Origin of the sequence: Actinomadura sp. 6K520 (assembly GCF_004349245.1) — a bacterium.
In the GTDB taxonomy this organism is placed as follows: Bacteria; Actinomycetota; Actinomycetes; order Streptosporangiales; family Streptosporangiaceae; genus Spirillospora.
Window position 1 is genome coordinate 1 of the sequence record NZ_SMLC01000186.1, and the last position, 13,005, is coordinate 13,005.

The 13,005-nt window shown below is 73.8% G+C and carries 15 protein-coding genes; 7 read left to right on the forward strand and 8 right to left on the reverse strand.

Features of this window, described 5'->3' with window-relative positions:
• A partial coding sequence (locus E1289_RS31560) for a GTP-binding protein (protein ID WP_131986764.1) occupies positions 1-164 on the reverse strand: 164 nt, incomplete at its 3' end.
• Between the two features lie 113 nt (positions 165-277).
• Between E1289_RS31560 and E1289_RS31565 the strand changes: the two genes are divergently transcribed.
• From E1289_RS31565 to E1289_RS31580, 4 genes are all read left to right on the forward strand, one after another.
• Positions 278-1,003 carry a spermidine synthase gene (locus tag E1289_RS31565; RefSeq protein ID WP_131986766.1) on the forward strand — a complete coding sequence of 242 codons (726 nt, stop codon included), beginning with the start codon at positions 278-280 and terminating at the stop codon, positions 1,001-1,003.
• A gap of 141 nt (positions 1,004-1,144) precedes the next feature.
• Positions 1,145-1,459 carry a GNAT family N-acetyltransferase gene (locus E1289_RS31570; protein ID WP_131986768.1) on the forward strand — a complete coding sequence of 105 codons (315 nt, stop codon included), beginning with the start codon at positions 1,145-1,147 and terminating at the stop codon, positions 1,457-1,459.
• 148 nt (positions 1,460-1,607) lie between these two features.
• On the forward strand, positions 1,608-1,976 hold the full coding sequence (locus tag E1289_RS31575) for a nuclear transport factor 2 family protein (protein ID WP_243713274.1): 369 nt from the start codon (positions 1,608-1,610) through the stop codon (positions 1,974-1,976).
• A 210-nt stretch (positions 1,977-2,186) separates the two neighbouring features.
• Complete coding sequence (locus E1289_RS31580) at positions 2,187-2,873, forward strand: CBS domain-containing protein (protein WP_131986773.1); 687 nt, start codon at positions 2,187-2,189, stop codon at positions 2,871-2,873.
• 44 nt (positions 2,874-2,917) lie between these two features.
• Here the strand turns inward: E1289_RS31580 and E1289_RS31585 are convergent, their stop codons facing one another.
• The 4 genes from E1289_RS31585 to E1289_RS31600 form a co-directional block, all read right to left on the reverse strand.
• Positions 2,918-3,808 (reverse strand): M56 family metallopeptidase, encoded by an 891-nt coding sequence (locus E1289_RS31585; protein ID WP_131986775.1) that lies wholly within the window; start codon positions 3,806-3,808, stop codon positions 2,918-2,920.
• Positions 3,805-4,167: a BlaI/MecI/CopY family transcriptional regulator gene (locus tag E1289_RS31590; protein WP_131986777.1), complete on the reverse strand. Its 363-nt coding sequence runs from the start codon at positions 4,165-4,167 to the stop codon at positions 3,805-3,807. The genes E1289_RS31585 and E1289_RS31590 overlap by 4 nt, the downstream gene beginning before the upstream one ends.
• Positions 4,168-4,268: 101 nt before the next feature.
• Entirely contained in the window at positions 4,269-5,813 is a 1,545-nt protein-coding gene (locus E1289_RS31595; RefSeq protein ID WP_131986779.1) for an AMP-binding protein, read from the reverse strand.
• Positions 5,810-6,598, reverse strand: a complete 789-nt coding sequence (locus E1289_RS31600) for a crotonase/enoyl-CoA hydratase family protein (protein ID WP_131986781.1) — start codon at positions 6,596-6,598, stop codon at positions 5,810-5,812. Before E1289_RS31600 ends, E1289_RS31595 begins: the two co-directional genes overlap by 4 nt.
• A 78-nt stretch (positions 6,599-6,676) precedes the next feature.
• Here E1289_RS31600 and E1289_RS31605 point away from each other — a divergent pair, with 78 nt between their 5' ends.
• Complete coding sequence (locus E1289_RS31605; protein WP_131986783.1) at positions 6,677-7,483, forward strand: hypothetical protein; 807 nt, start codon at positions 6,677-6,679, stop codon at positions 7,481-7,483.
• A 57-nt stretch (positions 7,484-7,540) separates the two neighbouring features.
• Here the strand turns inward: E1289_RS31605 and E1289_RS31610 are convergent, their stop codons facing one another.
• Positions 7,541-8,308: a TetR family transcriptional regulator gene (locus E1289_RS31610; RefSeq protein WP_165970679.1), complete on the reverse strand. Its 768-nt coding sequence runs from the start codon at positions 8,306-8,308 to the stop codon at positions 7,541-7,543.
• A gap of 100 nt (positions 8,309-8,408) precedes the next feature.
• Between E1289_RS31610 and E1289_RS31615 the strand changes: the two genes are divergently transcribed.
• Together E1289_RS31615 and E1289_RS31620 are read left to right on the forward strand one after the other, a co-directional pair.
• Positions 8,409-9,320 carry an ABC transporter ATP-binding protein gene (locus E1289_RS31615; RefSeq protein WP_131986787.1) on the forward strand — a complete coding sequence of 304 codons (912 nt, stop codon included), beginning with the start codon at positions 8,409-8,411 and terminating at the stop codon, positions 9,318-9,320.
• Entirely contained in the window at positions 9,317-10,957 is a 1,641-nt protein-coding gene (locus E1289_RS31620) for an anibiotic ABC transporter (protein ID WP_131986789.1), read from the forward strand. The genes E1289_RS31615 and E1289_RS31620 overlap by 4 nt, the downstream gene beginning before the upstream one ends.
• A gap of 16 nt (positions 10,958-10,973) precedes the next feature.
• On the opposite strand, the gene E1289_RS31625 is transcribed toward E1289_RS31620, so the two are convergent.
• Entirely contained in the window at positions 10,974-12,122 is a 1,149-nt protein-coding gene (locus tag E1289_RS31625; RefSeq protein ID WP_131986791.1) for a hypothetical protein, read from the reverse strand.
• A gap of 107 nt (positions 12,123-12,229) precedes the next feature.
• The gene (locus E1289_RS31630; protein ID WP_131986793.1) at positions 12,230-12,757 is read right to left on the reverse strand and encodes a hypothetical protein; all 528 of its coding nucleotides are present in this window, start codon (positions 12,755-12,757) and stop codon (positions 12,230-12,232) included.
• Positions 12,758-13,005: the final 248 nt, after the last annotated feature.

Here is a 13,005-nt window from a genome sequence, read left to right on the forward strand (position 1 = left end):
GACTTACCGTGCACCGCCCCCGCCTCCCCGATCGCCGCCGCATGCAACGCCAGCGCCTCGGTCAACGTGGACTTGCCCGCGTCCGGATGACTGATCACCGCGAACGTCCGCCGCCGCGCCGCCTCCGCCACCACGTCCGGCGCCGTGCCCGTACCACCGCTCACCGCGACCCCCTCTCGTGCTCGGCGTCGGCCGACCGATCTAACGTCACGTTAGGGTACTTTGGCGCGAGGCCGGCGGGGCGCCGGCCGCCACCAGCCACGGGGGGCGCGACGCCATGGGCGCATTGTTCGAGGAGCTCGACTGGCGTCCGACGCCGATGGGCGCCATCAGCCTGCGGCGGCGCCGGGACCCCGCCCTCCGCGTCGACGTCTACGAGATCAAGCTCGACGACGACTTCCTCATGTCGAGCCTGTGGACGGCCGGCGAGGTCGAGCTCGCCCGGCTCGGCCTGGCCGCGGCGGAAGGCGGCGAGCTCGACGTCCTCGTCGGAGGTCTCGGGCTCGGCCACACCGCCGGCGCCGTCCTGGACGACCCCCGGGTGCGCTCCCTGGTCGTGGTCGAGACGCTCGCCGAGGTGATCGAGTGGCACCGGGCGAAGCTCGTCCCGCTCGGGGAGCGGCTGAGCGGCGACGACCGCTGCCGGCTGGTGCACGGCGACTTCTTCGCCATGGCCCCGGCGTCGGCCGGGCAGGCGCCCGAGGGCCGCTTCCACGCGGTGCTGCTCGACATCGACCATTCACCGCGGCACGTCCTCGACCCAGCCCACGAGGCGTTCTACCGGCACGGTCCGCTGAGCCGGCTCGCCGCCCGCCTGCACCCCGGCGGCGTCTTCGCGCTGTGGTCGAACGACCCGCCCGACGACGGCTTCACCGCGGTGCTCCGCGGCGCCTTCGCCGAGGCGGCGGCGCACGTCGTCGAGTTCCCCAACACCATCCAGGGCGGCACCTCGACCAACACCGTGTACGTCGCCCGGACACCCCCGGACTCTCCCCTTTCATGAGAAAGGCGACGGCTCGCCCCGCGACGTCGCACCCCGGCGGGCAGCATGGAGTGGGACGAGCTGTCGTGATGAGCGCCCGGCCAGTACGGTCTTGTTCCGGCGGCCGTCCCACCGCGCCGCACGTGGAGGTGAGCGTCGACCATGACCAGTGACGACCGGGCGGAAGGCGACAGCGTCGTCGACGCTCCCGAACGCAGCCGGTACGAGATCGTCCGGGACGGCACCGTGCTCGGCTTCGCGGCCTACCAGAAGGCGAAGGATCTGATCGTCTTCACCCATACGGAGATCGATCCGGAATTCGAGGGGCAGGGCCTCGGCGGGCGGCTGGTGCGCGCGGCCCTCGACGACGTCCGCACCCAGGGGCTCCCGGTCCTGCCGACCTGTCCTTTCGTCCAGCGCTGGATGGCCAAGCACCCCGACTACGCCGACCTCGACTACCGGCGCCGCCCGCGCTGACACCGGCAGGCTCCCGCCCGCGGAGACCGCCCCGGGTGGATTCTTCGCGCCGGGATGTCGAGAACGCTTCGGTCGCACCGACCTACCAGGGGGCCGCCGGTTCGTGCGGCGGCCCCCCATGGACGGCACGCCAACCGAAGGAGCGGACATGTCACGCAATATCGAGACCGTCAACACCTACCTGGACGGCTTCCGCAAGAACGACCACGCGCAGATCCTGTCCTGCCTGACCGACGACATCGAGTGGACCGTCTTCGGCGCCTTCCACCTGACCGGCAAGGACGCCTACGACAAGGCCATCGACGGCCCGCCGGAGCTGCTCGACCCGCCCCGGCTGGAGGTCGTGCGAATGGTCGAGCAGGACGACGTCGTCATGGCCGAGATGACCGGGACGGTGCGGCGGGCCGCGGGCGGCGAGATGCGCATGTCCATGGCGGAGGTGTTCGTCATGCGCGACGGCAGGATCGCCGAGCGCCGCGCGTGGGTCGTGGAGCTGACGGAGAACGAGTACCGCTGACCCGCGGCCCGCGACGGCGGGAGGTCCTCGTCCGTCCGCGCCGCGTTCGGGGCGAGCGGGAAAGGCCGAAGGTCCCGGGGTTCGGGGACCGCCGGCACTGACCCGCCCGCTTCGCGCGCGAGACGCTGGAAGTGGCGCAGGGAACGGCGCCGATGCGGGTCACCGGCCCGCACGGCGCCGCCCCTGGGCCCCGAGGACGAGGAGGAGACCATGAAGCGCCGCACTGTCCAGGACGTCATGACCGGGGACGTGGTGACGGTGACCCCGCGGACCCCGTTCGCCGAGATCGCCGAGGTGCTGGCCGAGCACCGCGTCAGCGGGCTGCCCGTCGTGGACGAGGCGGGCCTCGTCACCGGCATCGTCACCGAGTCGGACCTGCTGCACAAGGAGGAGTACAAGGCGGGCGACACCGACCGCCGGCCGCTGCGGGGCCTGCTGCGGCGCAACGCGCAGGCCGAGGCCAAGGCCACGGCCGTCGACGCCCGCGGGCTGATGACCGCCCCGGCCGTCACCGTCGCCCCGGACACCCCGACCGCCGAGGCCGCCCGGCTGCTGAACGTCTACGGGTTCAAGGCGCTGCCCGTCGTCGACGGGGACGGCCGCCTCGCCGGCATCGTGGCCCGCCGCGACCTGCTGCGCGTGTTCCGGCGTCCCGACGCGGAGATCCGGGACGAGGTCGTCAGGGACGTCCTGCTCAAGAAGCTCTGGCACGACCCCGACATGCTCGACGTCCGGGTCGAGGAGGGGGTCGTCCATCTCACCGGCCGCGTCGAGACCAAGAGCCTCATCCCGATCGTCGTCCGCATGGTCGGCCGCGTCGACGGCGTCGTGGACGTCGTCCACACGCTCGGCTATGCCCACGACGACTCCCAGTCCGGCCGTTTCACGCGGATCTGAGGCCGCCGCGCCCCGGCGGACGCTCGCCGTGCACCGGCCGGCCGTCAGCGCAGCGACAGCAGGTACAGCAGGCAGGCCGCGGCGGCGTGGTCGAGGTGGAGGGTCGCGCCGGTCAGGGAACTGGTGACGAAGCCGTTGCCCATGAACAGCAGCGGGCCGGTGACCGGGTTCCGGTCCGGCGGGGAGCCCAGCAGCGCCTCGACGCGCTGCACGACCCCGGACTCCGCGAACGCGGTGGCCGGGCCCGCGGCGGGCGGCTGGGCGAGGGCGGCCTTCGCGATCGTGCGGGCGACGAACGCCCGGTCACCGACCGCCTCGGCGGCGTCCTCGTCCGCCCATCGCTCGACCGAGAGCCGCAGCCGCTCGCTCAGCGGCCGCAGCGGCGGCAGGACCGCGCGGACCAGGGCGCCGGACGCCGTGTACCGGTGGTGGCGGTGCCGCAGGTGCGACGTCTCGTGCTGGAGCACCACGTGCAGCTCGTCCGCCGCGAACCCGCGGAGCATCCCCCGCGACAGCAGGACCCCGCCGTGCCGGCCCGGGACCGCGACGGCGATCGGCACCTCGGTCTCCAGCGGCTCGCGGACCTGGAGCCGCGCGGTCCGCAGCTCCGCCGCCCAGCCGGCGGCCGTCCGCGCGGCGACCAGCGACCCGGCGGCCGTCAGCAGCGCGGCGGGCACGCCCACCGGGTGCGGGACCGGCCTGTCGTCCCCGAACAGCGCCCATTCGGGGACGTGCGCGGCGGCGGCCGGCGCCAGCGTCGCCGCGTAGTTGAGCGACATGAAGACCCCGGTGCCCAGCGCCGTCACCACCGTCATGGCGCAGGTGGTGGCCAGCAGCCGCGCCGTCCAGGACGGATGCAGCGGCAGCGGCGCCCGGCCGAGCAGCGTGCCGAGCGCCAGCATGACGGCCAGCGGTGCGAAGGTGAACCAGGTCACCCGCGGTCCCCCGGGCCTTCGAGCATCTCGCGCAGGTGGCGCGCCTCCTCGCTGCTGAGCGTCCGGACGAACCGGTTCAGCACGGTCACCGGGTCGCTCGCGTGCCGGAGATGGTCGCGCATCCGGCCCGCCACCAGCTCGGACTCGTCCACGGCGAGCCGGTAGTGGTAGTGCCGCCCGGCCCGGGTGCGGGAGACGAGCCCCTTCTCGTGCAGCCGGTGCAGGATGGTGTTCACCGTCGTGTAGGCGGGGTCGCCGTCCAGCCGGTCGACGAGCTCCGCCGTCCTGGCGGAGCCCCCGAGCCCCGCGAGCGCGGCGAGGACCTCGGCCTCCAACTGGCCCAGCGGTCTGCGCGACACCGGCCTCACCCCTTGGTGCGTAGGACGTCTGGTGCCAAGTAGATCAGGCGCGCGATGGGCACGGCTTGCCGGATGCCCGGCAGCCGGATGCCCGGCCGGGGTCAGGGTGTGGTCGCGGTGCGGGCGAACTCGGCGCGCAGGGTCTTGCGGTCGAGCTTGCCGACGGCGGTCTTGGGGACGGCGTCCACAAAGATGATCTTGCGTGGCTTCTTGTAGGACGCCACCCTCTCGGTCACGTGCGCGATCAGCCGCTCGCGGAGGTCGTCGCCGGGCGCGGTGCCCTCGGTGAGGACGACGACGGCGGTGACCGCCTCCACCCAGCGCTCGTCGGGCGTGCCGACGACCGCGGCCTCGCGCACCGCCGGGTGCTCCAGCAGGACGTCCTCGACCTCGCGCGGGTAGACGTTGTAGCCGCCGCTGATGATCATGTCGGACGTCCGGTCCTTGAGGAACAGGAAGCCGTCCTCGTCGAGGACGCCCACGTCGCGGGTGTGGACCCAGCCGTCGCGGAAGGTGTCCGCCGTCAACTCCGGGGCGTTGAAGTACCCGGCGCAGGCCGACGGCCCGCGCACCACGATCTCGCCCGGCTCGCCGGGGCGGACGGGGCGGCCGTCCTCGTCCAGCAGCCGGAGGTCGACGTCGGCGGCGACCTGCCCGCACGCGGCGAGCCGGTCGCCGGTGTGGTCCTCGGGGCGGAGCACCGCGATGCACAGCGGAATCTCGGTCTGCCCGTAGTACTGCCAGAAGCGCTCCCGGCCCCAGGCGCCCATGGCGCGCTCGATGACGGGACGCGGCATCGGCGACGCCCCGTAGATGACGCGGCGCAGCGTGGAGACGTCGGTGGCCGTGAAGGCCGGGTGCTCCACCAGCATCTGGATCATGGTCGGCACCAGGTTGATCGCCGTGGCCCCGTGGCGGGTGACGGCGGCGAGGAACCGCTCCGGCGCGAAGCCGGGGAGGATCACGGTGCGGCCGCCGCGCAGCCACAGCGGCAGCACGAACACCCCGCTCGCGTGGATGAGGCTCGCCGCGTGCAGCATGACGTCGTCGCGCGTGGCCGGGAGGAGGTTGAGCAGCACGTTCCGGCAGATCCCCGCGTAGGACGCCTGGGTGTGCTGGGCCGCCTTCAAGGTGCCGGTGGTGCCGGACGTGTACAGGGTGAGGATCACGTCGTCCGGGCCGACCTCCACCTCGGGCAGGGTGGCGGGGACGCTCTCCGCCCGCTCCATGAGGGACGGTTCGCCGTCCAGGCCGGTCTCCAGGCCCAGGAACGTCACATCGGGCAGCGCGGCGGCGAGCTCGCGGGCGCGGTCGGTCAGGTCGGCGCCGAACACCACGAGCTCGCACCGGGTGTCGGTGAGCATGGTGACGTGCTCGGCGACCGACAACCGGGAGTTGAGCGGCACCCTGTTGATCCCGCCCTTCACGCAGGCGAAGTCGAGCGGCACGCTCAGCAGGCCGTTGTTCACCAGGAGACCGACGCGCCGGTGGTGGCCCGCGCCCTCCCGGGCCAGGGCGTGGGCGAGCCGGTTGCTCAGCTCGTCCACCGCGCCGAACGTCAGCTCCTGTTCGCCGAACACCACGGCGACCCGGCCGGTGTGCTGGCGCGCACCCCGGATGATCAGCTCACGGGTGGTGGGACTCATGCGGTGTCCTCTCCGGTGAAGCGTCCGTGGCGGCCCTCGCCGGCCACGAATCTGGAAGCGCCGTCCACGCCCTCGCGCGCCACGATGGGCACCCCCGCGGCGCCTTCCGCGCGCAGCGCCTCCGCGAGGGGCAGGTCGAGGCCCGCGTAGGTGGAGGCGCGGTCGGCCAGGACGCACTCGAACGGGAAGGCCGCGATCCGGTCGGCCAGTTCCCGGGCGGCGTCCACCGCCCGTCCGGGCTCGACGACCCGGTTGGCCAGGCCCATCGCGAGCGCCTCGTCGGCCGCGACGGGCCGCCCGGTCATGATCAGGTCCAGGGCCCGGCCCAGCCCGACGATCCGCGGCAGCCGGACCGTGCCGCCGTCGATGAGCGGCACCCCCCAGCGGCGGCAGAAGACGCCGAGCACCGCGTCGCGCTCCACGATCCGCAGATCGGCGAGCAGGGCGAGCTCCAGGCCGCCCGCCACGGCGTAGCCGCTGACGGCCGCGATGAGCGGCTTGCCGAGCGCCATCCGGGACGGGCCCATGGGGCCGCTGCCGCCGCCCTCGGGATCGAGTTCGTTGCGGCGGGCGGGGTCGCCCACCGCAGTAAGGTCGGCTCCGGCGCAGAACGTCCCGCCGGACCCGGCGAGCACCGCCACGCGCTGTCCCGGGTCGGCCTCGAACTCCGCGAAGGCCGCGCGGAGTTCGGCGGCCATCGGCCCGTCGACGGCGTTGCGCCGGTCGGGACGATCCATCCAGATCGTGGTGGTCGTGCCCGTCTTCTCGACTCGCACGTCGGCCATCGTCACCTCCGGGTCCGGACCGAACGACCGCTACACATATAACGTACCTTGGAAAAAATTGTCTAGGAGCTGTTATAAATGCCGGAGCCGACCGCCCGCAAGCTCCTGCTGGACCTGGTCACGGCCCGTCCGCGCACCCGGTTCACGATCGCCGCGCTGTGCCGGGCCGGGGAGATCGTGGGGCTGAGCGCGCCGAGCATCCGGATGGCCGCGCAGCGCCTGCACGAGGAGGGCGTGCTGGAGCGCGCCGGCCGCGGCGTCTACCTCCCGCGCCCCGACCGGCTGCGCACCTATCCGCACGTCGCGCAGTGGGCGACCCGCCACCGCTCCCGCGTGCCGTGGACGGGACGCTGGGCCGCGGTCGAGAACTCCGCCACCGCCCGCACCGACCGCGCGGCCCTGCGCCACCACGACCGGGCCGTGCGGCTGCTGGGGTTCCACGCCTGGCGCGGCGCACTGCACGTCCGCCCCGACAACCTGCGCGGCGGCGTGGCCGCACTGCGCCGGACCCTCGGCGACACGGGCATGGCCCCGGACGCCGTCGTGTTCGCGATCGACCGGCTCGCCCCGGACACCGACGCGGAACTGCGCCGCCTCTGGGACGCCGGCGAACTCATCGCCGAACTGAACCGGACGGCGGAGGAACTCACCCGGAGCCGCGAACGCCTCGGCACCCTGACCCCGGAGGAGTTCGCCCACGAGTCCCTCCTGCTCGGCAGCCGGGCGATCGCGACGATCCTGCACGACCCGCTGCTCCCCGAGGACCTCTGCGACCCCGGGCCCCACGAACGCCTCGTGGCATTGACCAGGGCGTACCAGGACACCGCCCAGGCCATCTGGGGGCGGCTCCTAGAGATCGACGGCACGTCCCGGAACGGGGACTGACCGTCGGCGGCAGTGTCTCGAAAACCGTTTCACAACTGTCTCGAAACCGTCTCACAACTATGCCGACGGAGCGCGGCCGGACAGGTGCCGGTAGAGCGTGGCGCGGGAGACGCCCAGGCGTTCGGCGATCTCGCCGACGGTGCCGCTGCCCTCCTCGTACATGCGGCGGGCGGCCGCGGCCTTCGCCTCGTCCAGCGCGCGGGGGCGGCCGGGCCGCCGGCCGCCGGGCCGGGGGGCGGGCCGTTCCGGCTCGTCCCGGGTGACCAGGCCGGACGTCGCGGGGTCGTCCAGCAGCGTCCACACGCCGACCAGGACCTCCTCGCGCAGCCGGTCGATCGGGACGTCCCGGCACAGGAACACCGGATCGCCCAGCATCGCGAAGATCTGCACCGTGCGGACGCGCACGGTGACGTCCGGGTACGGGCCGGTGAACGCGTCGTGGACCCGCTGGATCAGGGCGACGTAATGCTGGAACGTACGGTCGTGCGCCAGCGTCGTCAGGTCCTGCATGATCACGTAGAGCAGCTTGCGGTTCCGGATGTAGACGTCCAGCGTGCCCTCGATCAGCTGCCGCCGGGCCAGCACCCGGTCCGCGATGAGGCGCTCGCGGGCGAGCACGTCCTCCAGGCCCTCTGAGAGCGGTTCGCACAGCGTCGCCAGCAGCACGGACTTGGACGGGAAGTGGTAGAAGACGGCGGCCTTGGTGAGCTCCAGCCGGTCCGCGATCTCCCGCATCGAGCCGGCCTGGTAGCCGCGCTCGGAGAACACGTCGAGCGCGGTCTCCAGGATGCGGGCCCGGGTGTCCGGCGCCTTCCTCTCGTTCACCGTCACAACCTAACCGGTTGGCCCGGCGCGGGGTTCCCGTCTACCATCGGAAACTGACCAGCGGTCAGGCAGTTGACCGCAAGGCGAGGGGACACCGCGCATGACCGACGCGATCCGCGTGAGCGAGCTGACCAAGACCTTCGGCGACGTGCGGGCGCTCGACCGGCTGCAGCTGACCGTCGGCACGGGCGAGGTGCACGGTTTCCTGGGCCCGAACGGCTCGGGGAAGTCGACCACCATCCGGGTGCTGCTGGGCCTGCTGCGCCGCGACTCGGGCGAGGTGAGCCTGCTCGGCGGCGACCCGTGGCGGGACGCGGTCGAGCTCCACCGCCGGCTGGCCTACGTCCCCGGGGACGTCAACCTGTGGGGCAACCTGTCCGGCGGCGAGGCGATCGACCTGTTCGGCTCCCTGCGCGGCGGGCTCGACCCCGCCCGCCGCGACGATCTCGTCCGGCGATTCCAGCTCGATCCGACCAACCGGTGCCGCACCTACTCCAAGGGCAACCGGCAGAAGGTGGCGCTGGTGGCGGCGTTCGCGTCCGACGTGGAGCTGTACATCCTGGACGAGCCGACGTCCGGCCTCGACCCGCTGATGGAGGCGGTGTTCCAGGACTGCGTCGCCGAGGCCAAGGAGCGCGGCCGCACCGTCCTGCTCTCCAGCCACATCCTCGCCGAGGTCGAGACGCTGTGCGACGGCGTGTCGATCATCCGGGACGGCCGCACGGTCGAGTCCGGCACGCTGGCGGAGCTGCGGCACCTGACGCGGACGACGATGACCGTCCGGACCGCGCTGCCGCCCACCGGCCTGGACCGCTTCACGGGCGTGCACGACCTGCGCGTCGCGGACGACGGGACCGGGGCGACCTTCGAGGTGGAGACCGAAGCGCTGCCGGAGGTCCACCGGTACCTCGCGGAGCAGGGCGTGCTGGACCTCACCAGCCACCCGCCCACGCTCGAAGAGCTGTTCATGCGGCACTACGACGACCAGGCCGACTTGGAGACCGTCCGATGACGCTCACGGGACCGAGGACGTTCACCGGCACGCTGCGGCTCACCCGGCTGGCGCTGCGCCGCGACCGCGTGCAGCTGCCGCTGTGGCTGCTCGGCCTGACCGCGGTCACCGGCACGGTGGCCTCCAGCATCATCGGCCTCTACGCGACCGAGAGCGAGCAGGCCGCCTACGCCCGGTCGAGCGCCATGAGCGCGGTCTCGCGGGTGTTCAACGGCGTCGTCCCGGAACCGACCCTCGGCGCCATCGTCGTCGCGGAGACTTTCGGCCTCGTCTCCGTCCTCGCCGCGCTGATGAGCATCCTGGCGATGGTGCGGCACACCCGGCAGAGCGAGGAGACCGGGCGGGCGGAGATGATCGGCTCGATGGTCGTCGGGCGGCACGCGATGCTGACCGCGGCGCTGCTGGTGACGGTCGGCGCGAACGCGCTGCTGGCGGTGCTGGTGGCGGCCGTGCTGATCGCCGCCGGGCTGCCCGCCGCCGGGTCGCTGCTCATGGGCGCCGCGATCGGCGCGTCCGGCGCCGCCTTCGCCGGCGTCGCCGCCGTCACCGCGCAGATCACCGAGAGTGCCCGCGCAGCCAACGGCATCGCCGCCGCCGTGCTCGGCCTGACCTACCTGCTGCGCGGCCTCGGCGACGGCCTCGCCACCGCCGGGGCGGACGGCCTGCGGGTGACGAGCCTGTGGCCGTCCTGGCTCTCGCCGCTCGGGTGGGGGCAGCGGACCGAGCCGTTCGCCGCGGACCGGCTCTGGCCGCTGCTCCTGCACGCCGCGCTGCTGGTCGTGCTGGCCGGCACGGCGTACCGGCTCACCGACCACCGCGACGTGGGCACCGGGATGCTGCCGGTCCGTCGCGGCCCGGCCACCGCCCCGCGCGCGCTGCTCAGCCCGCTGGGCCTGGCCTGGCGGCTGCAGCGCGGCGTGCTGTACGGCTGGGCGGCCGGGTTGCTGGTGGTGGGCGGGATGCTCGGCGCCCTCGGCGACCAGGCCGAGCAACTCCTGGGCACCAGCGACGAGCTCGCCGAGATGATGGGCAGGCTCGGCGGCACGGGCGACCTGGTGGACGTCTACTTCGCCGCGATGATGGGCTTCACCGGCGTCCTCGTCGCCGGGTACACCGTCCAGGCGCTGCTGCGGATGCGGGCCGAGGAGACCGGCCCGCTGGAGGCGGTGCTGGCCACGGCGGTGAGCAGGCCGCGGTGGATGGCGGCGCACATCACCTGCGCGGTGCTCGGGACCGCCGCCGTGCTCGCCGTCACCGGGCTGGCCAACGGCCTCGCGTTCGCGGCCGCGGCCGGCTCGGTGGACCGGGTGCCCGCGCTGCTCGGCGCGGCCATGGTGCAGCTTCCCGCGACGCTGGCACTGGCCGGGTTCGTCATCGCGGTGCTCGGCCTGCTGCCGAGGTGGTCGGTGGCGATCTCCTGGACGGCGCTCGCCGCGTGCCTGATCATCGGGCAGATCGGCCCGATCCTGGAGCTTCCGCGGTGGGCCTCCGACCTGTCGCCGTTCACCCACACCCCCGCCCTGCCGTCGGCCGACCTGGCCCTGGCGCCACTGGCCGCGCTGAGCGCGTGCGCCATCGCGCTCGGCGCGGCCGGCCTGGGGTTCTTCCGCCGCCGCGACCTCGCCCTCACCCTCTAGGCTCCGGGCGCCGGGCCTACCGCGGGACGAGCGGGTCGCCCGGGAGGGAAAGTGCGGACCGGCGCCAGACCGTGCCGACCTGGGTGCCCGCCCAGACGGTGGTGGTGTGCGGCACGCGGGTCATCGAGTACGCGGTCACCGGGACGGGCGCGGTCTCGCGGGTCCAGGAGGCGCCGTCGAAGTGCAGCAGGTGGGACGTGTCGGACGGGGTGGACACCCAGACGCCGCCCCGCCCATCGGAGGTGATCGAGCCGAGGAAGCCGACCAGGGACGCCGGGCGCACGTCGCCGACCCCGCCGACCGGGTCCGACGGGCCCGGGATCCGGTGCACGGTGAACTCGGAGCCGTTCCAGTGGTGCAGCGTCGGCGGCGGGAACAGCGGGTGCTGCTCCAGCGCGTAGAACCAGACGTCGTCGGGGGCGACGTGCTCGATCTGCAGGATCCAGTGGGCGTAGGTCGTCCCCCAAGGCATGCGCGTCCACGAGACGCCGTCGAAGTGCCACAGCGGGGTCGGGTCGGCCGAAGACCGGCCGATCCCGCCGACCCAGACGTCCGAGGGGCTTCCGGCGGCGACGGCGTTGAGCCCCCCGGAGCCGGGCAGGGTGAGCGTGTTCGTCCACCGGCCGTGCCGCCGCACCGACACCGTCGCGCCGTCCGCGGTGATCCCGGTCGCCCAGAGCGCACCGGTGCCGTCCAGCTCGATCGCGTAGAGCTGCTCCCCGGCGGGGCCGGCGACCGTCGTCCAGCGGCGCCCGTTCCAGTGCAGCAGGTCGGTGCGCGCCGCGGCGTCCGGGCCCGCGGCGACGGCCCAGGCGTCGGCGATGTGCCGGGCGCGGACGTCGTTGACGACGGCCAGCCCCTCGGGCAGCGGGGCCCGCGTCCAGCCGCGCATGCCCCGGTGCAGCATGACGGCGTTCGCGTCCGGCTGGAACGCGTTCTCGGTGCCGCCGGCGATGACGTGCCACGGGTCCGGCGCGGCGATGCCGTACAGCTGGGCCCGGCCCGAGAGCGGCGGGATCGGCACGTCGGCCCATTCGCCCGACGGCGGGGCGGCGGCGTACGCGGTGCCGCCCAGCGATCCGGCGGCGGCGGCGCCGAGCAGCGCGGCGCCGCCGAGGGTGAACGCGCGGCGGGACAGGAGGGGGTTCGCAGGGTGGTGGTTCACGGTGGCTCCTCGACCGGCGGATGATCAATGCCAGTATTTAGTGGCAAGATCTCCGGGTTCCACCATCTGACCTGTTGCGGCCAGGCCCCTGCCGGGCCGGCGCGCCGCTAGGGCGCCGCCACGGAAGCGGCGCGGACGGTCCGGTCGCCGAACACTTCCTCGACCGCCTTCACGCGGAGCTCTTCGAGGACGGTGATCTGGGCCTCGGCGCGCTCCACCAGCGTGCGCAGGCTCTCGACGTCCAGTGCCGGTTCGCGGTCGACCAGGGAGAGCAGGGTGCGCCAGCCGGCGGCCTTGCCCTCGACCGCGAGCCGCATGGCCTCCAGCTCGACCAGGTCGCTCAGCGGCGAGCGGCTGCGCAGCCGCCCGTTGAGCTTGAGCCGCGCCGCCTTCTCCGCCGCCCACGTCGCCACGCTCTTGTACCGGCGGACCGGCATCCCGAGCGACTCCATGATCGCCAGCAGGGCGCCCCGGTCGGCCGCGACGTCTTCGGCGAGCCGCGCCAGCCGTGCCGCGTCGGCCGAGTTCCTGCGCGCGTGCGCGGTCCGCCGGGCCAGTTCGACCCCGGCGGCCGCCCCGGCCAGGTGATCGTTCAGGTAGATCGCCAGGAACGTTCGGGTCTCACTTGTCGCCATTTCCCCCACGTACCCGGAGCTGCCTCCGTAAACGGCACGTCCCGGCGCCCGGGAGCGCGGCCGAGCCGCCAGGTTGACCCGGGCGCGGCTCGCGCGCGCGAGCCGGCCGGGGCGTCGCCCGGCCGGCCCGGCGGTGCGGTCAGCCCTTGTCGCGGGCGTCGCGGATCATGTCGCGGACCCGGTCCATGATCGCGACGGGCGGGCCCACCAGCAGGTTCTTGGCCGCGCTCTCGGTCCCGGGGTGGGGC

Coding starts and splice junctions, on each gene's coding strand:
- E1289_RS31580 (WP_131986773.1), top strand. CDS start 2,187: ATGAAGCGCCGCACTGTCCAGGACGTCATGACCGGGGACGTGGTGACG.
- E1289_RS31605 (WP_131986783.1), top strand. CDS start 6,677: ATGCCGGAGCCGACCGCCCGCAAGCTCCTGCTGGACCTGGTCACGGCC.
- E1289_RS31615 (WP_131986787.1), top strand. CDS start 8,409: ATGACCGACGCGATCCGCGTGAGCGAGCTGACCAAGACCTTCGGCGAC.
- E1289_RS31630 (WP_131986793.1), bottom strand. CDS start 12,757: ATGGCGACAAGTGAGACCCGAACGTTCCTGGCGATCTACCTGAACGAT.
- E1289_RS31620 (WP_131986789.1), top strand. CDS start 9,317: ATGACGCTCACGGGACCGAGGACGTTCACCGGCACGCTGCGGCTCACC.
- E1289_RS31570 (WP_131986768.1), top strand. CDS start 1,145: ATGACCAGTGACGACCGGGCGGAAGGCGACAGCGTCGTCGACGCTCCC.
- E1289_RS31565 (WP_131986766.1), top strand. CDS start 278: ATGGGCGCATTGTTCGAGGAGCTCGACTGGCGTCCGACGCCGATGGGC.
- E1289_RS31595 (WP_131986779.1), bottom strand. CDS start 5,813: ATGAGTCCCACCACCCGTGAGCTGATCATCCGGGGTGCGCGCCAGCAC.
- E1289_RS31600 (WP_131986781.1), bottom strand. CDS start 6,598: ATGGCCGACGTGCGAGTCGAGAAGACGGGCACGACCACCACGATCTGG.
- E1289_RS31575 (WP_243713274.1), top strand. CDS start 1,608: ATGTCACGCAATATCGAGACCGTCAACACCTACCTGGACGGCTTCCGC.